Origin of the sequence: Stenotrophobium rhamnosiphilum (genome assembly GCF_003052265.1) — a bacterium.
Lineage (GTDB): Bacteria > Pseudomonadota > Gammaproteobacteria > Nevskiales > Nevskiaceae > Stenotrophobium > Stenotrophobium rhamnosiphilum.
The window spans coordinates 774,735-796,175 of record NZ_QANS01000001.1 but is presented as its reverse complement, the minus strand read 5'-3'; the positions used below and the strand labels follow the sequence as shown (position 1 = coordinate 796,175).

Below are 21,441 nucleotides of genomic sequence, written 5' to 3'. Positions count from 1 at the left end.
GACCTTAGGGCTTCACATCAAGAACGATGGCGCCCAACTCGCGCTCACCCTTGGCCTTCAACTGCTGCGCCTGCTTAACAGGCCACTGGAACGGAATGTCGATCAGCTCACGGCCGCCTTCTTCACGTGCCGATTCCACGACCAACTTGTACTGACCGGCTGGCAGATTCGCGAGTGCGCCACCTTTGTCTGAATTGAAGCTCAGTGCATGTTCGCCAGGCGCGCGCGTTGCGCCGCTAACGCCATCAACTGGCAACTGCAATTCGCGACCGCTACGACGCCACCATTGGCGCAAATCAGGCAACCACTTCACGCCGCCAGCAGGATTTGGCGCGGCCGCCGGTGCACCACCGGTCGCTGCAGGCGCTGCTTTTTTCTGTTGATACCAAACAGAAAGATTCGCGGCGACGCTCTTGTCCTCGCGCTCCAACCAAACGGCAACGTAAGGACGGTGATATTCCGCCACATCGATGCGCGGCACTTCAATCGACACGTTCAAGTTGGCGGCAAGCACCGTGCCCGGTAATAGCGCGGCGCACAGCGCGAAAGGAATGCGATGACGCATGAGAAACCTCAATTCTTTAGTGGATAAACAAAATCGCGAGCACTAGCGGAATCACCAATCCCAAGCCAACGATTGGCCAAGTGATGGGACGGTTGCCCGCGTGAATCTGCAACAGAAATAAACCCGTGATACAAAAAATTAAACAAGCCACCGCAAACGCATCTATGAACCAACCCCAAGCCACACCCGAGTTGCGGCCTTTGTGTAAATCGTTGAAATACGAAATCCAACCGCGGCTGGTTTGCTCGTATTCCGCTTTGCCTGTTTCGAGATCAACATTGATCCATGCATCTCCGCCCGGACGTGGGAGCGAGAGATAAACCTCACCGTCAGACCACTCCGCTTCGCGCTGCTCAACATCAACCTTCCACTGTTGTTGCACCCAGTCATGCAGCGCAGGAGGCAACGGCGCCTTGCCTTCACTCTTGGCAGCTTCTACAGAGGCACGCAGCGCATCAGGCAGTTGTGCTTTTTGAGAAACCACTTCCGCCTTGGCCTCAATCTGAGACGCATGGTTGAGCGTGATACCCGTCGCGGCAAACAACAGCATGCCGATCAAGCAGAGCGCTGAACTAATCCAGTGCCATTGATGAAGATGCTTCAGCCAGAAGGCTCGACTTTTTTGATCTGCATCGCGTGGAGATTTCATTGCTTTGACGCGTTTCAAACTTGAACCCAGCGTCGTAGCAAGTTGTGGTAGACGTTGGTCAAGCGCACCAGACTAGGATGTTGAGGGGAATCGGTAGTAAGACGCTGAATCGAGTTATCAAGATCGAACAGCAAGCTACGGTCAGCATCGTCGCTGACTAAGCTTTGCACCCAAAATACGCAGGCAAGGCGTACTCCTCGAGTGACGGGAGTTACATGATGCAAGCTACTGGAGGGATAGACCACAACATCACCTGCAGACAGCTTGGCTGAATGTGCCCCATAGGTATCTTCCATCACCAGCTCGCCGCCTTCGTACTCTTCGGGCGCGCTAAGAAATAGAGTTGCAGAAACATCAGTACGGAATTTAATTCCAGTACCCGGCAGAAGACGGACCGCGTTGTCTACATGAGCGCCGAAGTGCATCCCGCCTTCATAGCGATTAAACATTGGGGGATAAACGCGGTTGGGCAGCGTTGCACTGATGAATAATGGATTGCGCTCTAACGCCGTCAATACCATGTCACCCAACTCACGTGCAGTTTGCGAATTTTCTGCAATCTGCTGGTTACGCTTAACCTTGACCCCTTGAGTGCCTGCAGTAGCGCGGCCATCCACCCAATCGCCACCCGCATCCTCCAGTCGCTGCCGCAAGGCTGTGATTTGCTCAACAGACAGCAACTGGGGGATACGGACAAGCATGGCGTTTATCTTAGAAGCGGTAGGTCCCAGTAATGATAGCGGTACGACCACGGCCCGGAGTAGCGCGTCCACCTTCGGAAGCCACAACAGCGTCGTAGTAGTCCTTATCCAGAACGTTTTGAATGTTCAACTGCACATCGTACTTAGGCTGGCGGTAGGCCAGAGTGCCGTCAACGCGCCAGTACGAATTGACTGAGGTCAGGTTCGAGGTGGTGATGTAACGGTCGCCCACGTAGTAAGCACCGCCGCCAATTTCCCAAGCTGTCAAAAAGCTGTAAGTAGTCCACAAAGAACCACTGCTCTTCGGCGTATTAGCGAGTTCATTGCCTTGAATCGACATCATTGGAGGTGGAGGATTCGCGCTAGAACTCGTATCCACAGTAGGGTCAGTGGTAGCAGCCACACGATCCTTAGACTTCACCAGCTCGCTATCAAGATACGTATAGCCAGCAATGATTTGCCACTTCGAAGTAATGCGGCCAACCATACCGAGTTCAAAGCCTTGAACCTGCGTATTACCTTCAACCGACACTAGATTGGTCACAGGGTCAGTGGTACGTGCATTGTTCTTCTCAACTCGGAACAACGCGGAGCTTACGGACAGATCGCCATCGATAAGATCGAACTTGGCACCAGCCTCGTAGGAGCGGGTGGTTTCTGGCTCAACCAGCGACTGCGCAGCCGATAGCGTTACAGCTTCTGCAGAAGGATTGAACGAAGTGCCATAAGAAACGTAGTAGCTCTGCTTTCTATCCGGTTGGTAGATAACACCACCGCGATAGCTGAGTTCATCGTCATCACGTTTTAACCGTACCGCAACTCCAGTCGCGTTAGTAATGGTCTTGGCATTCGCATCGAAGCTATCACGACGCAGACCCGCTACAACTTTCCACTCTGGAGTGATGGTTAGCGTTTCATTGATGTAGATTCCGAGTGTATCCGCCGTGCCCTCGGTATGCGTTGCAGCGCGGGTGCGCGTCAGGCCTGCCGGAGAGGCGTTCGGTTCGAAAGTGCCAAGATTGTCGAGCACACGAGCAGACCATGTGTACCCTTGGTTCTTGGTCATATCGCGGCCGATTTCCACACCGCCAATCAGCGTGTGCTTCAATGAACCCGTGCTGAAATCTGCGACGAGATCGGTCTGATTGAATACTGAGGTATCCGTAATTTCACGGTCGCGACGATCTGACTGGACAGTGATCTGATCAACCGGCGTGCCGATAGGCGAGACTGGGCAAGTTCCCGCTGGCTTATTAAAGGCCGCAGTACAAACGCGATACGGCGTTGGTCTAGCAGCAAGGTTGGTCTGCGAAGCTTGGAACTGGTTGCGAAGCTTCAGTGATGAATTAAAACGATGATCTAAGGCCAGCTTACCAACATAGGTATCTTGGTTGAAGAAATCGTCGGTATCGCCGTAGAACGTGCTCGAAGAAACTTTCGAGGGTTTACCGAATGAGAACGGGATGCCGTAGTCCGGAGTGTCACGGTTATGCAGCACCAGACCTGACAAAGTGAGATCAGTCTGCTTGCTGAGCGCTACGCGCAGCGATGGAGCAACGCCCCAGTCTTTATTCTCAACGACATCGCGAGTCGAGCTCACGTCCTGCCACATCAGCGCAACACGCACTGCGCTGGTATCCGAAAGCGGACGGTTCACATCAACGGTTGTGCGGTAATAGTCATCCGTACCAAGCGAGGCGGAAACTTGTGTCAGCTCTTCACGCGTAGGCGTTTTGCTTACTTGGTTGATAACACCGCCCGTGGAGCCGCGTCCAAAAAATAGCGACGAAGGGCCTTTGAGCACTTCTACGCTTTCCAATGCAAAAGTATCGCGCTTGTATTGACCGCGATCACGAACACCATCGAGATAAATATCTGTGCGTGCAGTAAACCCACGCAGGTTGACGTTATCACCGATCTGGCCGCCCTCACCTGAGGTCATCGTGATGCCAGGCACATTGCGCAGCGCATCGGTCAATGAAGTCGCATTCTGGGCATCGAGAACCGCGCGATTAACAATATTCACAGTCTGCGGAATATCACGAATCTCAGTTGGTACGCGTCCGCCAATGGTCGCTTTATCAGGCGTATAGCCCGTTCTATCACGCTCGCCGACAACCTTTACAGTTGGAAGATTGGTGACATTCTCAGTTTGGACAGCATCAGCTTTTGCTGGCGCGCTTTCGTTAACTTGAGGAGCTGTTGCAGGCGCATCCTGAGCCGAAGCAATCGAAGGAATGGCAAAAAGCGTGGTAAGCGCGGCCGCAACCGGCGTCAAACGAAACTTCATCTCTCAAACTCCCTGTGGATAGTTGAATGCATGGGCCTTTAGGTGAATGCCGTGCCCCTGCATTCGCCGCCTCTGCCTTTCGCGAACGACTTTTGCCGGTCTGCGATAGAACACTAGTCTACATGAGAATCATTGTTATTTACATCTGTATCCGAAAATATTTTGCGGCACATCAAACCCACAGAAGCTTATTTTTTGCGGCTGACCGGCATTGGCGGCAGCAGCTTTTCGGGATCAAGTCGGCTGCGGAACCAGTTAATGCCCCAATGCAGATGTGGCCCGGTGGCCCGCCCTGTCATCCCCGACAACGCAACCACATCGCCCTGCTTCACCACATCACCGACTTTGGCTTTGAGTGCAGAGAGATGAACCATGATCGAAGACACGCCCTGTCCGTGATCGATGATGATGGTGCCGCCAGTGAAATACAGATCAGGCTCAGCAAGGCTGACAACACCATCAGCAGGTGCACGAATCACAGTGCCCGTGGGCACCGCCACATCAACACCATAATGCGGTTGTTTGGGGATGCCATTGAGAATGCGTTGATTGCCGAACACGCCCGAGATACGGCCAGTGGCGGCCCAGATAAAGTTTTGGCGAAAGCCAGTCTGTGGCGTGTCGCGGTCACGCGCGGCATTTAGCAGCACCGCTTCGCGTTCAATACGTGCGGTCACTGCTGCGGGTGGTTCGACTTTGTCTGGCAGAAGACCATCAATGCGTTGAATCGACCAAGCGCGCGCGGCCACTTTATATGGCCAGATTTGTGGCGCTGCTTCTGGACTGGTCTGAACTTTAATTTCTGCATCTGGCTTTTCATCACGATCTAAACCAAATACAAAATCACCGTCCGGCGACACGCTGAGCGCACGGCCGTTAAACCAAACTTGATTGCCCGGCACCGTGTTGCCGATCAACATCGAGCCTTGTTGCCACTGACCCTTCAGTGTGAATGGCAGCTTGCTGTCAGCGCCGTTAGCAAATGCCAACGGCGCTACCAACAAAGACAAAATCAACAACAGGCGCGATGCGAAGTGCATTAGCCCAGCAAATGCTTGGCAACATCAGCCAACGGCATCGTCACCTGACGCTCTTCGCCAAGGCGACGCAGCGTCACAGTTTTTTCTTCCGCTTCTTTGCGACCAACCACCGCAATCACCGGCACCTTCTGCACCGAATGTTCGCGAATCTTGTAGTTGATTTTTTCGTTGCGCAGATCGGTGTTGGCACGCAGATTCGCGTCCTTCAGTAATTCGCAGACTTCCTTCGCATAACCGTCAGCATCCGACACAATCGGCGCAACAACGACCTGCACCGGTGCCAGCCAGAACGGCAGCGAGCCCGCGTGGTGTTCAATCAGAATGCCGATGAAGCGTTCCATCGAACCAACGATGGCACGATGCAACATGATGGGACGAATACGCTGCGAGTTCTCATCAACGTACACGGCATCGAGACGCTCGGGCATCATCGGGTCGTACTGAATCGTACCGACCTGCCATGAGCGACCGATCGAATCCTTGAGGTGATATTCAATTTTAGGGCCGTAAAACGCACCTTCACCGGGCAGTTCCTCCCAAGCCACGCCAGCCGCACTCAACGCAGCGCGCAGCGCGTTTTCAGCGCGATCCCAAGCCTCATCTGTACCCAAGCGCTTATCAGGGCGCAGTGCCAGCTTGACGGCGAGATCAGTAAATCCGAAATCGCTATAAACCTTCATCGCTTGGCTGTGGAAAGCAGTCACTTCGCCTTCAACCTGCGATTCCATGCAGAAGATGTGACCATCGTCCTGCGTGAACGCGCGCACACGCATGATGCCGTGCAGCGCACCGCTCGGTTCATTGCGATGGCAACCACCGAACTCGGCGTAGCGAATCGGCAGATCACGATAGCTATGCAGGCCAGCGTTATAAATCTGTACGTGCCCCGGGCAGTTCATCGGCTTCACCGCATACGTCCGCTTTTCGGACTCGGTGAAGAACATATTGTCCTGATAGTTATCCCAATGGCCTGATTTTTTCCACAGACTCACGTCCATGATCTGCGGGCCGCGCACCTCCTGATAACCGCTCTTCTTGTACACGCCGCGAACGTACTGTTCGACAACCTGCCAGATTGCCCAGCCTTTCGGATGCCAGAACACCATGCCCGGCGCTTCTTCTTGCTGATGGAACAGATCGAGCTGCTTGGCGATCTTGCGGTGATCGCGCTTCTCCGCCTCTTCAACCATCTTGAGGTAAGCCTTGAGGTCATCGTCGTTAGCAAAGCACACGCCAGTGATGCGCTGTAGCTGCGCATTGTTGGCATCGCCACGCCAGTACACGCCGCCGACGCGAATCAGTTTGAACGCAGTGCCAAGCTTACCGGTTGAAGGCAAGTGAGGACCCAGGCACATGTCAAGCCAGTTATCGCCCTGCTTATAAATGGTGAGTTCTTCGTCGGCAGCAATGCCGTCACGAATCCACTCCGCCTTAAACTTTTCGCCAGCCTTCTCGAAATGTTCAACGGCAGTTTTGTGATCCCACACTTCGCGAGTAATCGGCAGATCGCGCTTGACGATATCGCGCATCTTGTTTTCGATCGCTTCAAGATCCATCTCAGTGAATGGCGTATCGCGAGCGAAGTCGTAATAGAAACCGGTCTCGGTTGAAGGCCCGAAAGTCACCTGCGTGCCAGGGAACAATTCCTGCACGGCTTGCGCCAGTACATGCGCAGCATCGTGACGAATGACTTCGAGTGCTTCGGGCTTATCGCGGGTCACGATCGCAATGGTGGCGTCGCGATCAATCGGACGCGTCAGATCCCACAGCTCGCCGTTGACTTGAATAACGGCAGCCTTTTTAGCGAGGCCGGGCGAAATTCCCTGCGCAATCGCAAGACCGCTGATCGGTGCATCGAACGACTTTTGATTGCCGTCCGGAAAAGTAATTTGAATAGCCATGTTTGTTTTCTCTGATCTCCCTCTCCCCACGGCTGTGGGGAGAGGGTCGGGGTGAGGGGCTACTTGATAGAAGCCCCTCACCCTAACCCTCTCCCCGCAAGCGGGGAGAGGGAACTGCATATTTTGTGAATTTAGTTTTTGCTTTTGATGGTTGCAACAGCGGCTGCAAGCCGCGCCAACGTTCGTTCACGCCCCAGCAAGAACAGGGTCTGGTCAATCGGCGGCGAGATCGCCATGCCGACCACAGCAACACGAATCGGTTGAGCAATTTTGCCCAAGCCCAAACCTTTGCCTTCAGCAAAACCATTGACGGCTTCATGCAATGCAGGCGCAGTCCACTCAGGCAATGCGGAAAGATTTGCAGCGAGTTCTTCGAGCAGCACAGCAGCGTCAGCGGTGAAATGCTTGGCGGCGTCTTTCTCGTTGTAAGCCTCAAGATCTTCGAAGAGGAATTTGCTCTTCTCCGCCATCTCGACCAGCGTGCGGCAACGCTCGCGCTGTTGTTCGATCACGGCTTTAAGATCTGGGCCCTTGGCTGGATCAGCACCGATGCGACGCAGATGCCAATCAAACTCTGGCGCAACAATCGCGGGATCAATGCTCTTCAAATACTGGTGATTCACCCAGTAAGCCTTCTCCATGTCGAAGCGCGCCGGTGAGGCGGAGACGTGGTCGAAATCGAACTTGGCAAACATCTCTTCACGCGTGAAGAGTTCCTGATCGCCGTGGCTCCAGCCGAGGCGGATCAGATAGTTGAGCAGCGCATCCGGCATGAAACCCATCGCGCGATATTCCATGACTCCGAGTGCGCCGTGGCGCTTCGACAGCTTGGCGCCATCGGCACCGAGAATCATTGAGACGTGTGCGTAAGCCGGCAGCGTTGCACCGAGTGCCTGCAGAATGTTGATCTGACGCGGCGTGTTATTGACGTGATCGTCGCCACGGATAACGTGGGTGATGCCCATGTCGTAGTCGTCAACCACCACGCAGAAGTTGTAGGTGGGCACGCCATCACCGCGAGCGATGATGAGGTCGTCGAGTTCTTTGTTGTCGAACACGATGTCGCCCTTGATCAGATCTTTAAGCACGACCTGACCATCGACTGGATTCTTGAAGCGAACGACTGGCTTCACGCCTTCTGGCGGCGTCGGCAAAACTTTGCCCGCCTCAGGACGCCAGCGACCGTCATAGCGCGGCTTTTCCTTGCGAGCCTGTTGTTCGGCGCGCATCTGGTCGAGTTCTTCTTTGCTGGCGTAGCAGTGATACGCGGTACCCGCGGCGAGCATCTGCTGCACCACTTCGGCGTAACGATCAAAGCGCTTGGTCTGGTAAATCTCGTCAAAATCGGAGTTCAGACCCAGCCACTTCATGCCTTCGAAAATCGCATCCACCGCTTCCTGCGTCGAGCGCTCGCGGTCAGTGTCCTCAATCCGCAGCAAGAACTTGCCGCCATGCCGTTTGGCATAGACAAAGGAGAAAAGCGCGGTACGGGCGCCACCGATGTGCAGAAAGCCGGTCGGACTGGGGGCAAAACGAGTGATAACGGTCATGGCAGAGGCAGCAGAAATAAGGGCGCAAGTTTAACACCCCGCCCCTCTGAGGAGCCCGATAAAGCTCAGTAAACGCTCAGTCTTTCTGACTACCGGCTTTTTTGGCCATCTTGGCAACAGCGACATCGATCTCGGGATTCGCCGCCGACCAAGCCGCGACTGCACGGAGGTAGCCGGCATCGTCGCCTACACTTGCGTCCGTCAAGCGTTCGCCGAAATTCTCGATTCCACTCGATTGGCCCGCATAAACCTGCCGCATGGCACGGTCACCAATGACGCTACGGAAATGCGAGGGCTCCAAGTAGCCGGTCATCATGGTGCCGGTCTGATGCAGCTCAAACTTCTCGGTGGTCAAGGCATTGAGCTTGCCGAAATCCCAGAGTTGGACGTCCTGTTTGAGTGCCGCTGTTGCGGTTGTAGCTGCCAGCTGATGCTTCCACGCGAGATAAGCCGGTTGCATTCCGAGATGGCGCAGATAGTCGTGCAACGTCGCATGCATCGGGTTAATCACCACGCGCAGCGAAATTTTGTTGGCCGCACATATCGCCAAAATCTTCTGATACTCAGCCATTGCCCCTGCGCCACGGCCAGTGTGGATATCGAAGGCCGGGCCCGTCATCAGCAGCGTGCCAATGAATGCGAACTGCTCCTGCATTCTCTGATCAAGATCGCGACTGCTATTCATCACCGCGATTGCCTGCAAGCTTTCCGGGTTGCGGTCGCCGTTGGCGGAGATGGCCGCCAACTGACGTTTTTGCGTTCGCAACAGCAAACTGCGATGCGACGCGTCATAGCCCAAGGCCAGTCCCACCAGTTCGCCTGCTGGGAACAGCTGCATCTGATCTTTCGCGTTGACCGCCAAGCGTGGTTCGCTGAAGCCGGGCGCAGTAAGTTCAGGAGATGTAAACGTTTCCAGATCTAGCGCGAGCAATACTTGGTGTACCGACCCGAGCGCCAGTGCATGCTGCAAATGGCGTCGTGCTTCATAGAGATGGCCGTTCGCAACAGCGGCGTTGTAGGGCCGCTGGCACCCAGGCAGTTCGGCAGCGCGGTAACCGACTTCTGCACGGCTGTTGCCTAGAATCAGACAATCCGGACGATAAACCCGCATGGCATACGGCTTGGCCATGCGCGTGCTGGTGTCCGCCTGAATAGGCTGCGGGCCAGCTTTCAGCTGCGAAAAAACACTGAAAGGATCGGTGCATAGATTAAATGCAGCGAGCGGTAGCGTCAGCGCGAGAAAAACCGCAGCCAGCGTCAAAAGATATTTAGGCAGGCTTAGCATCAGAATTGGAAATAGAAGAATTCACGAATCTGGAACATCAGCATGAACGACACCGCCGCCATGCCACCCAAGGCCACTGCCCACTTCAAACTCGGTCGCCACGTTGGGCGCCACACCGATTCGGTCAACAGTTTCTTGTCGATATTGTTCTGCGTTGGTTTATAGGCCGCGAACAACTGCTCAGTGTTCGGGCACAGATACAACACGGCCAATGCAACAGCCAGCGTTGCCATCATCGGGAAGCCTTTGCTCGCAGGCGCCGCAGCAAATGTCACACCGATTTGCTGAAGCCACACACCGAATTCACCGAATCGCGGCAGTAGGTTGATCGGCAGCGCAAAACCATTAAAGCCCAACATGCCGCGCAACATGGCCCAACCCATCTCTAGCGTCGGGAACATGAAAATGGTCAACGGGATCACATAGCAAACGAAAGCCAATCCGCGACCGGCAATGCGACGACGCAGCGTCGATACGGGTGGCGGCGTGGGCTGCAAAAACTCATCCCACAAACTGTTGACGATCAAAATGCTGCCAACCAGCGCGCCCCAAATAATGTAGTTCCACCCTGCGCCATGCCAGATACCGCAAACCAGCATCACCGACATGCTCGCGAAGTATTTGCGCAGACGCCCGTAGCGACTGCCACCGAGCGGGAAGTAAACGTAGCTGCGCAAGAAAGTCATCAGCGTGATATTCCAACGCCGCCAGAATTCGGCAGGCGATGTCGCCTTGTAAGGCGAGAAGAAGTTAAGCGGCATACGCACGCCAAACAACAAGCCGATGCCCGCAGCCATATCGGCGTAACCGGAATAGTCGAAATAAATTTGCAGCGCGCAGGCGGTCATGACCGACCAGCTTTCGTAAAAGCTGAGTGACGTTCCATTCGCCAGCAATCCATAGGTGCCAACAAAATAACCGCCAACGTTGTCAGCGATGCCCACTTTCTTGAACAGGCCGATGATCAGCAGAGAGAAGCCAACGGCGTAATCGATCAGCGGTAGATTGCGATCGTAGAAGCTCGAGAACTGCGGGATGATCTTCGAGTGATGCGTGATCGGGCCAGCGATCAAATGCGGGAAGAAGACGATGAACAGGCAGTAATTAACGAAGTCCCTTTCAGGTGCCTTCGTGCGCCAAGTATCGACGATGTAGGAAATCTGCTGGAACGTGTAGAACGAGATCGCGAGCGGAAGAATGATCGCCAAGGGCTCATGCGTTTCGCCAGAAATTTGGTCGAAAACCTGCTGCAGAAATCCGGCGTATTTGAAGTAGCCGAGAATGCCTAGGTTATAGAGCAAGGCCGTCCATAACTGCAGCATCCGCATCGGCAAATCCAAGGCCAGCAACCGTCCGAACAGATAATTGCCGCCGATTGAAGCGAGGATCAGCAGTAGGAAAACCGGATTCCACCAGCCATAGAAACACAGCGAAGCGAGAAGCAACCAGCAACTTGCCGCGCGGCCGAGGCCCTGGCGCTTGAGCAGCAGAAAAACGCCCCAAGCCAACGGCAGGAACCCGAGCAAAAACTCGTAGGAATGAAACAGCATGCAACCCCCCGATTGCAAAAGACGCGGCGCACTACATTTTTATTTTTAATGTCAGCGCGAAACGAGTATATCAGCCAATAAGCGCTGTTCTTTTTACAGCAATCAGCGCTGTGCCGCTCGTTTGGGAAAAAGCTTTAAGCGTCTTTGCGCTTAGCCTTGGTCTTATACGGCTCAGCTTTCGCAGGCTTGGTGGGCTTGGCTTTGGTCCAGATCAGTTGATCGCCTTCAGGTCCAGTGGCACGGATCGGCGCCCAGTTCTCAACGGTGCCAGGTTCGCCAGATTTCCACAGCGGATATTTTTTCATGGCCTGCGCAAAGCGATCCGAACGGATGCGCGTGGTCAGCCAGACTTGTAGCAGCGGAAACGGCGCAGCATCAAACCAAGCCTGATCGGTGCCGGCGAACTGACGCACGAAGGGGAAAATCGCGTAATCGGCGAATGAAGGCGTGCCACGAACCAAGCCGCGTCCTTCGTTGTAACCGAGGCAACGCTCAAGATGGCGCAGAAATTCCACGGCCAGTTCGCGGTAATGCTCTTTCGGATGCTCAGATGTTTCTGAGTGATATTTGTAGCGATCCAGATTCTTTTTGAAGCTGGTGTCGTTGGCCAGAATCAGTTCGGCGGTCAGGTTCTTGTGGATGCCCTGCCACTCTTCTGGATCGTACTGATCCAGTGCCCAACGCATGATGTCCAAGCTCTCTTCGATCACCGTGCCGTCGGCCAACTGCAACACTGGCACTGTGGCTTTAGGCGAGATCGCCAAGAGTTCGGCGGGCTTTTCACCCAGTTCAATTTCGCGAACTTCAACCGGCGCCTGTGCATACGCCAGCGCCATGCGCGCACGCATTGCAAAGGGGCAGCGACGGAAGCTGTAGAAGATCGGCAGTGCGGCAGTGGTGTCATTCATGGTTTTTCTTCTTGGCCGCAGACTTCTTAAAGGGTACGCCGATATGGCGCTTGCCGCGCTTGGCAGCTAATTCAAATTGCTTGGCGCGTTCTGCAAAACGTGCGCGTTGTTCTGGCGAGGATTCGTTAATGCAGTGCGGGCAAGATACGCCCTTCTTGTAGCTAGGCTGCGTCTGTTCCTCAGCCGAAACAATGTGGCGGCAAGCGAAGCACTCCACATAGCTGCCGGGCTGCAGGTTCTTATCGACCGTCACGCGCTGGTCGAACACAAAGCATTCGCCTTCCCAAAGATTCTCGGACTGCGGCACCGTTTCCAGATATCGCAGGATGCCGCCCTTGAGGTGATAGACCTGCTCAAAGTTCTGCGACTTCAGAAACGAAGTCGACTTCTCGCAGCGGATACCGCCGGTGCAGAACATCGCAATCTTCTTGTGCTTTTTATCTGCCAGCTCAGTTTCGACGTACTTGGGGAACTCACCAAAAGTATTCGTGTGGGGCGAAATGGCGTTCTTAAAGGTGCCGATATCGACTTCGTACTGATTGCGGGTATCGATCACCAACACGTCCGGGTCCGAGATCAGCTCATTCCACTCTTTGGCATCCAGATAGGTGCCGACGATATTGGCCGGGTCAGCGCTCGGCACGCCCATGGTCACGATCTCTTTCTTGAGCTTGACCTTCATCCGGTGGAACGGTTTGTCCTCTGTGAAGGACTCTTTATGTTCCAAGTTGGCGAATCGCGCATCCGAACGCAGATAGGCCAGCACCGCATCAATACCCGTGCGAGTGCCGGAAATCGTGCCGTTAATGCCCTCTTCCGCCAGCAAAATCGTGCCGCGGATGCCGTACTGCTCACAGCGCGCCAACAGGGGCGCCTGCAGCTCGCGGAAATCCGACAAGCGTACAAAGTGATAGAGCGCGGCGACGACAATCTGGGACATTGGGCGACAGTTACAACCTATTTAGGGCGCGCATGATACTCCTCGGCGCCCTTGTACGGCCGAAAATCGGCCCCAAACTGATGTTCCTGTGGGATAATCGCGCCCGTTTTTTCGCCAGAACCGTGTGTACCGCCATGACTACTGAAGTCGAATTCCAGAAACGCCTCACCATCGAACAAGTCGAAGAAGGCAATGACCTTGCCCCTAAATTCGACCGCGACGGCCTGATCGTCTGCGTCACCACCGCCGCCAACAGCGGCGAAGTGCTGATGGTGGGCTATATGAACCAAGAAGCGCTGAAGAAAACCATCAGTACCGGCGAGGCCCATTACTGGAGCCGTTCGCGCCAAGTGCTCTGGCACAAAGGCGCGACCAGCGGCCTCGTTCAGAAAGTGCTCGAACTGCGCATCGATGACGACCAGGACGCCGTCTGGCTCCGCGTCGAAATCCCCGGCGACGCCAGCTGCCACGTCGGCTACCGCTCCTGCTTCTACCGCTCCGTCCCCACCGGCGAAGGCGACCACACGCTCAAGTTTGAAGAATCGGAAAAGATGTTCGACCCGAAAAAGGTTTACGGCGACGCGCCGAATCCGACGATTCTTTAATCGCTCAGCTGCAAGAAAAAACGCCCCGGAAGGGGCGTTTTTTCTTGGGCCTGAGCAATCAATGCGCTGGCAACGTCGAGGCCGTAATTCGACCACCCGGAAACGCCAAGCGCCAGATCGTCCATGTCGTAGTTCCAAACTGCTTGGTCAACGAACCCGTGTTGTAAGGCAGGCCATACCGATCAGCCAATGCCTTAACGCGTGGCGACACTTGTGGATATCGGTTGCTGGGCATGTCAGGAAAGATGTGGTGCTCAATTTGATGGCTTAAGTTGCCACTCAAAATATGGAACAGCTTGCCGCCGCCGATGTTGGCGCTGCCGAGCAACTGACGCACATACCAGCGCGCACGGGTTTCGCCTTCTACTTCTTCTTTGGTGAAGTGATGCACGCCAATCGGAAAGTGTCCGCAGAAGATAATGATGTTCGACCAAACGTTGCGCATCAGATTAGCCAGTGCGTTACCCGCTACGATGAAGGCAAACGCGAGCAATGCGATGTGCAGAACATCTGCTTGCAGAAACAATGTGACAGGCACGGTGAGTAGCGAACCAAGCGCAGGCCACAACAAATAATCTTTGCGCAATTGACGTACGGCCTTCCAAGCGATGCGACGCAGTAACGGGCCAGCAGATTTGAGAGATTTTTTACCTTCCAGAATTTTGTCCACTTCCAAGTCGTGTATTGCCACGCCCCACTGGAACAAAATATTGAGCAGAAAATTAGTGATTGGTTGGAACAGGTATTTAGGCTTCCAACGCTGATGCGCGGTGACACGCATAACGCCATAGCCGACGTCCGGATCTTTGCCCAACACGTTGGTCCATGTGTGGTGCACCACGTTGTGGCTGTGCTTCCACTGATCACTGGGGCAAACGTTGTCCCACTCCCATGTGTTGCTTTGGATATTGGGATCGCGCATCCAATCCCACTGCGCGTGCATGACGTTGTGGCCGATCTCCATGTTCTCGACAATTTTGGCGATACCCAACATGGCGCCACCAAAGCCGAGTACGAGCAGAAACTGTGGCCAGCCTGAATAAGGCAGCGCAGCCGCAGGCAGCAACAGCAAACTGAGGAACATGACGATGCGGCCGCCCAGCGCGAGGCTGCGTTGCCAGCGGATGATCTTGAGGATGTAAGCGCGATCTTCTGCACCGCGTGAATCCATCACTTCATTTCGAATCGCGTCCATCTCGCGGCCGAATTCTTCAATGTCGCCAGCAGATAAATGTGTGGGCATGCCCATGGTTTGCTCCCTGCCAAAATTTAATTAGCGAATCGCTAGAAAACTTGTCATCCCCGCGGAGGCGGGGATCCAGTGTTGCTTTTTGTTTTGTGCCTTTTGCTGACAAAAACTGGATTCCCGCCTACGCGGGAATGACAGATAAAAAGCATTGGTCATAAATCCAACTCCGCGTCGCCTGCAGCCGCGCAGACACAAATTTGCACCACCTGCCCCACTTCGTTGAGCAATGCGTTGGTGCGCAGATCACGCACACAGCCGCTCTTCAAAGTGGCATCGCAGCCGTGGCAAATCCCCATGCGACAACCATGCGCTGGGTTGAGGCCGTGGTCTTCGGCTAGGCGTAGCAAATTGATGATGCCGTCTGATGGAGCATCGACTCCACTATTCATAAAGCGCACGGTGCCAGCAGTGATCTCGTTGGGTGCGGCGGCAATCTGTGTACGGAAGCGTTCTGTGTGCAGTTGTCGATTGAGCCCTGCTTCAGCCCATAACGTTTCGACGGTATCCAGCAAGCCTTGCGGCCCACATGCGTAGGTGTCGCGCGTGCGCCAATCAGGGCAAACGGTGGCGAGTGTTTCGGCATTGAAGTGGCGTTTGGCTGCAACGGTTTCGCCCGGCTCACGGGTGTAGACCAAGTGCAGTTTGTAGCGTGGATGCTTCTGCGCGAGCGCTTGCAGCTCTTTGCCGAAGATCACGTCGTAAACGTGCGGTGCGTAGTGAATGTGCACCACGTCTGGCAGACGCTCTTGCGCGATCAGGCTACGCAACATGCTCATAATCGGCGTGATGCCGCTGCCCGCGCTAATGAACAGCGGCTGCACCGGATTGGCATCGGGCAGATAGAAATCACCCTGCGGCACGCCGATCGGCAGGTAATCACCTGGTTTGATTTGCCGCACCAAGTGATGCGACATGCGCCCACCGGTGATGGCCTTCACTGTGATGGTAATGAGTTCGTCATCGCGCTCCGGCGCGGAGCTGATCGAGTACGTGCGCGTGTAGTGCATGCCGCCGATCGGCACGCCAATACGCAAATGCTGACCCGGACGATGGCTACGCCAATTGGCACCGGGCTTGAGCGTGATGGTTCGCGCGTCAGCGGTTTCATCCCATACCTCGACTACTCGCGCTTGCAGGGCGTGAGTGGTCCACAGGGGATTCACCAGCTCCAGATAATGAGAGGTGCGCAACGGCCACGCGAAGGCGTCAGTGAGCGCAGTAAATTTCCGCAACAGCCACGGCTGTGAAGCTTCTTGCATGCACGGTCTCCTCTTACTTTTTATGTACCGCTGTGATGCAGCGAATCGCGCCTTTGGCGCTTTGTAAGGGTGCAGCTAGGAGCCACTATCCCACTACAGAGTGGCGGTGTCGAGGCTCATTGGCGACAGATCGCCGGACTGAGAATCGATGCACTTAGTCGTCCGACTTGGCACGTTTTTTAGGTTTATCGACGGCGTTCAGATCAATCGTCAGAGCCTGCGCCGGAGCATTCCAGAAATGGAATTGCTGCTCTCGTGCAAACTTCGGCGTGCTTACACCGTGCTCGTCTATATGCAGACTCGCAGCCCCGCGCAAACCGGTCACCACCTGCTGCGCATCGACCTTGGCGTAACGAGCCACAACACTGGGCGTGGGATGGCGAAACTGGCTGTGCCATGCGGCGCTGTGGATCACCCATTGCGGCATCACCGCGTCAATAAAATCTTCGGAAGATGAGGTGCGGCTTCCGTGATGCGGGGCCAGAAGTACATCCGCTTGCAGGCTATAAAGTTGCTCCTTGAGCAAGCGGTACTCCGCTTTCTTTTCGATATCGGCCGGCAGCAGTGCGGCATAAGAGCCAGATTCAATACGCAGAACGCAGCCGCCGTTATTGCTCGACCATTCACCGCCGTCAGGATGCAACATCTCAAAAGACACGCCGTCCCACTCCCACTTCTGGTCATCGCGGCAAGGCGTGGCCGTGAGTGCACCAAGTTCTTTATCGACAGTCATGAGTTTGCGTACGGCATCTGCACCACCCGAGTGATCGTTATCGGCATGTGAGATCACCAGCATGTCGATGCGACGCACACCCTGATTCAGCAAGAACGGCGCAACGATGGCGGAGCCTGCGTCGAAACCTTCATCAAACGCGGGGCCGGTGTCGTAAACCATCGTGTGATTCGCGGTGCGTATGACTACCGACATGCCCTGCCCTACGTCCAGTGCGGTGAGATCAAAGCCACTCTTGGGTGCTTGGCTGATCGGGAATAACAAAGGCAAGAAACACAGCAAACCCAACACGCGCACTGGCAAACCGCGCGGGGCGAACATGAGCAGCGCGCCGATGAGCGCAAGTGCCAATGCCGGCGCAGGTGCGGTGGCGGGTATCCACATGTGCGGCAAGTTTGTCGCGAGCCAATTCAGTCCATCGTGCAACCACGCAAGCGCTTGCGCGCACCATTGCATCAGCGGCATGCCCCACGCAGGAGCGACGGCGGCGAGCAGAATCGCGAGCAATAGAATCGGTGTGATCAAACTAAACAGCGGTACTGCGAACAAATTCAGTAAGGGCGCAAACCACGACACACCGTGGAAATACCAGACCGTGAGTGGCGCCAACACAAGACTGAGCATGAGTTGCAACATGACGAGGCTGATCCACATGCGCGGCGGCTGCAGGCGACTCATCATCACGTAGAAGATGGCCGCGACCGCGCCAAACGATAACCATAGGCCAGGACTGAGCACTGCGAGTGGATCAAGCGTGAGTACAACGAACCACGCCAGCGCTAACACTTTGGATGGCTGACTCAATCGCCCCATCCACGCTGCTGCACTGATAAACGCGAGCATTAGAAACGCGCGCTGCACAGGCGGTTCCCAACCCGCGAGTAATGCGTAAATGAATGCGAATAACGTTGCGCCCAACATCGCGGCTTTTTGCGCGGGCAGCCGCAGCAATAAGGGCGGCCACAGGCACCAGAGCCAGCGGATAACGAAAAAGGCGATACCGGAAACGATGGCAATGTTGAAACCAGAAATCGCGACGAGGTGCGTTGTGCCTGTGACACGAAACAAGTCCCAGTCACCGCGACTCAATTCGCTCGTATCACCCATCGTCAGCGCGATGAACAAGCCGCGCGCTGAACTTGCTGGCAGCCAGCTGCGCAGTTCGTCAATCAAAGATTGCCGCACTTTGAGCAGCGCATAACCGTTGTTGTCGCTGCAACGCTCAGCACTTTTCACCGTTGCTGTAGCGCCAATGCCTTGTCGAAATAACCAACCTTCGTAATCGAATCCACCAGGATTCACCGAGCCATGCGGTGGCCGCATGCGCAGCAACATGCGCCAGCATTCGCCGCCTTCGAGTGTCTGATAGCTGCGATACCTAGACGCGCGAATACGCGGTGGAAAATTTGCGCCCTTGGTTTCAAACAAAAAGCGCGAAGTGTTTGAGGGACTTTTATCAGTCGCCTCACCCTCGCCCGCATACGTGTTGCGCGTGACATCCGGCAGCGATGCGATATGGCCCTGCACCCAAACTTCTTCGCCATACCGAGCTTCGGGCCAACGCTGATCGAGCAGTGCCTGCGAGTGCCACGTCACCAGCAGCACGCCAAACACGGCGCAGGCGTAAATCGAACGCCATCGCCAAGGCAACAAAGCGGGAATGGTGAGCGCGGCAAGTAAAGGGGTTTCTGGCAACGCCGGTTGGGCCAAGAGCCCGAGGATTCCTACAGTAAATGCAAGCGCGTGGAACGGCGTCATGTGTAAAAACTTGCGAAACCCTTTGCTTTATTAAATGAGAATAATTATCATTTGATCAACAAAGCCATGTTATCTCACCCAGCAGGGATGCCCATGCACACTAGGTCACAAAACGCAGGAACCCCGCGATGACGTTAGTCGCCAGCCTGTTGATGTGCACCGCTGGGGCGCTCTGGATCGGGCGTCGTTCTTGCAGTCTTAGCTGCGACGACTGCTGCACGCGACTATTGAGCTGCATCCTGCTGAATGCAGCCGCGCTATGCATTTGGATCGCCTTTGCCGAGACAGCGCAGGCATTTTTACTGTGGCTTGCGCACGGGCTCGGCATCAGCATTTTCGTGCTCACGGTCAATGTCACCGCCAGCCTGAAAACGCATAGCCCACGGCCACTACAGCCCGTTGCGGGCTATGTGATCGTGATGTTGTTAATCGGAATTTGTGGCCCGGCTTCCGGCGCCTTATGAAGCAGGATTAACTAGCGCGCCGCTATCAATCGTCAGCGTGCGATCCATCTTCGCTGCCAAGCGCAAATCGTGTGTGACCACGATCAAGCTCGTGCCGAGTTCCTGATTCAGTTCCAGCATCAGCTCGAATACGCGATCAGCTGTTTTGCTATCGAGATTTCCGGTCGGCTCATCCGCCAACACACAGGCTGGACGCGTGACCAGCGCGCGTGCAACTGCAGCGCGTTGACGTTCGCCACCTGAGAGTTCTCCAGGCTTATGTTCCAAGCGTTGGCCCAAGCCAACACGATCCAAGAGTTCTGCTGCAATACGCTTTGCTTCCACCATCGGCGTACGGCGAATCAACAAAGGCATTGCGACGTTTTCGACTGCGGAGAATTCCGGCAGCAAGTGATGGAACTGGTAAACAAAGCCAAGTGCCTTGTTTCGCAACTGCCCGCGCTCTTTATCCGTCAGTGCCGACATCTGCTGCCCGGTAACCCAAACCTCGCCCTTCGTAGGCGCATCGAGTCCGCCGAGGATATGGAGCAACGTCGACTTACCACTGCCAGACGAACCCACAATCGCAATGCGTTCGCCGCGCGCTACTTCAAGATTGATATCACGCAGCACGTCGAGATTCAGACGGCCATCGTCAAAAGTTTTGAAGACGCCTTCCGCCTTCAATGTCACTTCATTACTCATAGCGCAGCGCCTCCGCTGGATTCACGCGCGAGGCGCGATAAGCGGGATAAATAGTGGAAAGCAAACCCAGCGCCAGCGACAGCATGCTGATGCGGAACACATCGGATGCCTTCAACTGTGACGGCAGATCGCTGATGTAATAAACGTCTGGAGAAAGGAACTGCTGGCCGGTCAGTGCTTCAAGCAATGGCACCAACTGCTCAACATTCAGCGCCAGTAGCACACCGAAGATCACGCCGAATAATGTACCGACCACACCGATGATCGAGCCCTGCACCATGAAGATCGCCATGATGCTTCGCGGCGTGGCGCCGAGCGTACGCAGAATCGCGATATCCGCCTGCTTGTCCTGCACCACCATCACCAGCGTGCTGACAATGTTGAATGCGGCAACGCCGACAATCAGCGAGAGGATGATGAACATCACCATCTTCTCCGTCTTTACTGCGCGGAAGAAGTTTGCATGACTGCGCGTCCAATCCGACACGTAATAAATATTGGGCAACTGCTGCGCCAACTCGCGCGAAACACGCGGGGCATCAAACATATCGTGCAGCTTGAGGCGCACGCCGGTGACTCTGCCGGGCATACGCAACAGCGCTGCAGCGTCTTCAATATTGATCAGCACCAAGCCGCGGTCATATTCATACATGCCCACTTGGAAAACGCCTGAAACCGTAAAGCGGCGGAAGCGCGGAAGCACGCCAGCCGGCGTAACCGTGGCCTGCGGAATCATCAGATCCACTTTGTCGCCCACGCCAACGGCCAACAACTGCGCCAATTCGCGACCGAGAATGATGTTGTATGAGCCGGGCTTGAGATCGTCGAGCGTGCCGACTTTCATGTGCGTGGCAACGTCATCTACCTTGGTTTCGTCGGCGGGAACGATGCCGCGCAGCATGGTGCCGGAAAGCTCACTGCCGACTTTGACCATGCCTTCGCCATCGATATAAGGCGCGGCGGCGACAATTTCAGGATTCTTGCTGGCAAGCTTTACAGCCTCATGCCAATCCGCCAGGCCCTCGCTGGAACCCGTAATGGTGGCGTGCGAAGCCATGCCGAGAATGCGCGTACGCAGCTCGCGCTCGAAGCCGTTCATCACGGACAGCACAGTAATCAGCGCCATCACACCGATGGCGATGCCGATCATCGAGGCCAGAGAGATAAACGAGATGAAATGATTACGCCGTTTGGCACGCGTGTAACGCAGGCCGGCGAAGAGTTCGTAGGGATGTCGCATAGTCGGCAATTAGACCATACGACCGGATTAAAGTTGAGGCGATTTGCTCGCCTCAACCATAAGCCGGTCG

18 protein-coding genes are annotated in these 21,441 nt (G+C 55.2%); 2 read left to right on the top strand and 16 right to left on the bottom strand.

Annotation, left to right across the window (positions count from 1 at the left end):
* Nucleotides 1-4 precede the first annotated feature (4 nt).
* The 11 genes from CJD38_RS03585 to trhO all read right to left on the bottom strand — a co-directional run bounded on the left by CJD38_RS03585 (nucleotide 5) and on the right by trhO (nucleotide 13,379).
* Nucleotides 5-565, bottom strand: a complete 561-nt coding sequence (locus CJD38_RS03585; RefSeq protein ID WP_107938902.1) for a DUF2271 domain-containing protein — start codon at nucleotides 563-565, stop codon at nucleotides 5-7.
* A 16-nt stretch (nucleotides 566-581) separates the two neighbouring features.
* The gene (locus tag CJD38_RS03580) at nucleotides 582-1,214 is read right to left on the bottom strand and encodes a PepSY-associated TM helix domain-containing protein (protein WP_107939023.1); all 633 of its coding nucleotides are present in this window, start codon (nucleotides 1,212-1,214) and stop codon (nucleotides 582-584) included.
* A 14-nt stretch (nucleotides 1,215-1,228) separates the two neighbouring features.
* Nucleotides 1,229-1,915 carry a Fe2+-dependent dioxygenase gene (locus CJD38_RS03575; protein ID WP_107938901.1) on the bottom strand — a complete coding sequence of 229 codons (687 nt, stop codon included), beginning with the start codon at nucleotides 1,913-1,915 and terminating at the stop codon, nucleotides 1,229-1,231.
* Nucleotides 1,916-1,925: 10 nt separating this feature from the next.
* Nucleotides 1,926-4,205, bottom strand: a complete 2,280-nt coding sequence (locus CJD38_RS03570) for a TonB-dependent siderophore receptor (protein ID WP_107938900.1) — start codon at nucleotides 4,203-4,205, stop codon at nucleotides 1,926-1,928.
* Nucleotides 4,206-4,393: 188 nt separating this feature from the next.
* Nucleotides 4,394-5,245: a M23 family metallopeptidase gene (locus CJD38_RS03565; protein ID WP_107938899.1), complete on the bottom strand. Its 852-nt coding sequence runs from the start codon at nucleotides 5,243-5,245 to the stop codon at nucleotides 4,394-4,396.
* Nucleotides 5,245-7,146 carry a threonine--tRNA ligase gene (gene thrS, locus CJD38_RS03560; protein WP_107938898.1) on the bottom strand — a complete coding sequence of 634 codons (1,902 nt, stop codon included), beginning with the start codon at nucleotides 7,144-7,146 and terminating at the stop codon, nucleotides 5,245-5,247. Before thrS ends, CJD38_RS03565 begins: the two co-directional genes overlap by 1 nt.
* A gap of 131 nt (nucleotides 7,147-7,277) precedes the next feature.
* A complete protein-coding gene (gene gltX, locus CJD38_RS03555) occupies nucleotides 7,278-8,696 on the bottom strand; it encodes a glutamate--tRNA ligase (protein ID WP_107938897.1) in 1,419 nt (472 codons plus the stop codon).
* A 76-nt stretch (nucleotides 8,697-8,772) separates the two neighbouring features.
* Nucleotides 8,773-9,981: a hypothetical protein gene (locus tag CJD38_RS03550; protein WP_107938896.1), complete on the bottom strand. Its 1,209-nt coding sequence runs from the start codon at nucleotides 9,979-9,981 to the stop codon at nucleotides 8,773-8,775.
* On the bottom strand, nucleotides 9,981-11,531 hold the full coding sequence (locus CJD38_RS03545; protein WP_107938895.1) for an MBOAT family O-acyltransferase: 1,551 nt from the start codon (nucleotides 11,529-11,531) through the stop codon (nucleotides 9,981-9,983). Before CJD38_RS03545 ends, CJD38_RS03550 begins: the two co-directional genes overlap by 1 nt.
* A 134-nt stretch (nucleotides 11,532-11,665) precedes the next feature.
* A complete protein-coding gene (locus tag CJD38_RS03540) occupies nucleotides 11,666-12,439 on the bottom strand; it encodes a glutathione S-transferase (RefSeq protein ID WP_107938894.1) in 774 nt (257 codons plus the stop codon).
* A complete protein-coding gene (trhO, locus tag CJD38_RS03535) occupies nucleotides 12,432-13,379 on the bottom strand; it encodes an oxygen-dependent tRNA uridine(34) hydroxylase TrhO (RefSeq protein WP_107938893.1) in 948 nt (315 codons plus the stop codon). Before trhO ends, CJD38_RS03540 begins: the two co-directional genes overlap by 8 nt.
* Nucleotides 13,380-13,513: 134 nt before the next feature.
* Here trhO and hisI point away from each other — a divergent pair, with 134 nt between their 5' ends.
* Nucleotides 13,514-13,984 (top strand): phosphoribosyl-AMP cyclohydrolase, encoded by a 471-nt coding sequence (hisI, locus tag CJD38_RS03530; RefSeq protein ID WP_107938892.1) that lies wholly within the window; start codon nucleotides 13,514-13,516, stop codon nucleotides 13,982-13,984.
* A gap of 58 nt (nucleotides 13,985-14,042) precedes the next feature.
* Here the strand turns inward: hisI and CJD38_RS03525 are convergent, their stop codons facing one another.
* The 3 genes from CJD38_RS03525 to CJD38_RS03515 form a co-directional block, all read right to left on the bottom strand.
* Nucleotides 14,043-15,233: a fatty acid desaturase family protein gene (locus tag CJD38_RS03525; RefSeq protein ID WP_107938891.1), complete on the bottom strand. Its 1,191-nt coding sequence runs from the start codon at nucleotides 15,231-15,233 to the stop codon at nucleotides 14,043-14,045.
* A 152-nt stretch (nucleotides 15,234-15,385) separates the two neighbouring features.
* Nucleotides 15,386-16,492: a ferredoxin reductase gene (locus tag CJD38_RS03520; RefSeq protein ID WP_107938890.1), complete on the bottom strand. Its 1,107-nt coding sequence runs from the start codon at nucleotides 16,490-16,492 to the stop codon at nucleotides 15,386-15,388.
* A gap of 154 nt (nucleotides 16,493-16,646) precedes the next feature.
* The gene (locus CJD38_RS03515) at nucleotides 16,647-18,983 is read right to left on the bottom strand and encodes a DNA internalization-related competence protein ComEC/Rec2 (RefSeq protein WP_107938889.1); all 2,337 of its coding nucleotides are present in this window, start codon (nucleotides 18,981-18,983) and stop codon (nucleotides 16,647-16,649) included.
* A gap of 128 nt (nucleotides 18,984-19,111) precedes the next feature.
* On the opposite strand from CJD38_RS03515, the gene CJD38_RS03510 reads away from it, so the two are divergent.
* On the top strand, nucleotides 19,112-19,447 hold the full coding sequence (locus tag CJD38_RS03510; RefSeq protein WP_107938888.1) for a hypothetical protein: 336 nt from the start codon (nucleotides 19,112-19,114) through the stop codon (nucleotides 19,445-19,447).
* Here CJD38_RS03510 and lolD read toward each other — a convergent pair.
* The gene (lolD, locus tag CJD38_RS03505) at nucleotides 19,442-20,131 is read right to left on the bottom strand and encodes a lipoprotein-releasing ABC transporter ATP-binding protein LolD (RefSeq protein ID WP_107938887.1); all 690 of its coding nucleotides are present in this window, start codon (nucleotides 20,129-20,131) and stop codon (nucleotides 19,442-19,444) included. The genes CJD38_RS03510 and lolD overlap by 6 nt on opposite strands.
* Nucleotides 20,124-21,371 carry a lipoprotein-releasing ABC transporter permease subunit gene (locus CJD38_RS03500; protein ID WP_107938886.1) on the bottom strand — a complete coding sequence of 416 codons (1,248 nt, stop codon included), beginning with the start codon at nucleotides 21,369-21,371 and terminating at the stop codon, nucleotides 20,124-20,126. The genes lolD and CJD38_RS03500 overlap by 8 nt, the downstream gene beginning before the upstream one ends.
* Between the last annotated feature and the right edge of the window lie 70 nt (nucleotides 21,372-21,441).

Coding starts and splice junctions, on each gene's coding strand:
- CJD38_RS03585 (WP_107938902.1), bottom strand. CDS start 565: ATGCGTCATCGCATTCCTTTCGCGCTGTGCGCCGCGCTATTACCGGGC.
- CJD38_RS03580 (WP_107939023.1), bottom strand. CDS start 1,214: ATGAAATCTCCACGCGATGCAGATCAAAAAAGTCGAGCCTTCTGGCTG.
- CJD38_RS03575 (WP_107938901.1), bottom strand. CDS start 1,915: ATGCTTGTCCGTATCCCCCAGTTGCTGTCTGTTGAGCAAATCACAGCC.
- CJD38_RS03570 (WP_107938900.1), bottom strand. CDS start 4,205: ATGAAGTTTCGTTTGACGCCGGTTGCGGCCGCGCTTACCACGCTTTTT.
- CJD38_RS03565 (WP_107938899.1), bottom strand. CDS start 5,245: ATGCACTTCGCATCGCGCCTGTTGTTGATTTTGTCTTTGTTGGTAGCG.
- thrS (WP_107938898.1), bottom strand. CDS start 7,146: ATGGCTATTCAAATTACTTTTCCGGACGGCAATCAAAAGTCGTTCGAT.
- gltX (WP_107938897.1), bottom strand. CDS start 8,696: ATGACCGTTATCACTCGTTTTGCCCCCAGTCCGACCGGCTTTCTGCAC.
- CJD38_RS03550 (WP_107938896.1), bottom strand. CDS start 9,981: ATGCTAAGCCTGCCTAAATATCTTTTGACGCTGGCTGCGGTTTTTCTC.
- CJD38_RS03545 (WP_107938895.1), bottom strand. CDS start 11,531: ATGCTGTTTCATTCCTACGAGTTTTTGCTCGGGTTCCTGCCGTTGGCT.
- CJD38_RS03540 (WP_107938894.1), bottom strand. CDS start 12,439: ATGAATGACACCACTGCCGCACTGCCGATCTTCTACAGCTTCCGTCGC.
- trhO (WP_107938893.1), bottom strand. CDS start 13,379: ATGTCCCAGATTGTCGTCGCCGCGCTCTATCACTTTGTACGCTTGTCG.
- hisI (WP_107938892.1), top strand. CDS start 13,514: ATGACTACTGAAGTCGAATTCCAGAAACGCCTCACCATCGAACAAGTC.
- CJD38_RS03525 (WP_107938891.1), bottom strand. CDS start 15,233: ATGGGCATGCCCACACATTTATCTGCTGGCGACATTGAAGAATTCGGC.
- CJD38_RS03520 (WP_107938890.1), bottom strand. CDS start 16,492: ATGCAAGAAGCTTCACAGCCGTGGCTGTTGCGGAAATTTACTGCGCTC.
- CJD38_RS03515 (WP_107938889.1), bottom strand. CDS start 18,983: ATGACGCCGTTCCACGCGCTTGCATTTACTGTAGGAATCCTCGGGCTC.
- CJD38_RS03510 (WP_107938888.1), top strand. CDS start 19,112: ATGACGTTAGTCGCCAGCCTGTTGATGTGCACCGCTGGGGCGCTCTGG.
- lolD (WP_107938887.1), bottom strand. CDS start 20,131: ATGAGTAATGAAGTGACATTGAAGGCGGAAGGCGTCTTCAAAACTTTT.
- CJD38_RS03500 (WP_107938886.1), bottom strand. CDS start 21,371: ATGCGACATCCCTACGAACTCTTCGCCGGCCTGCGTTACACGCGTGCC.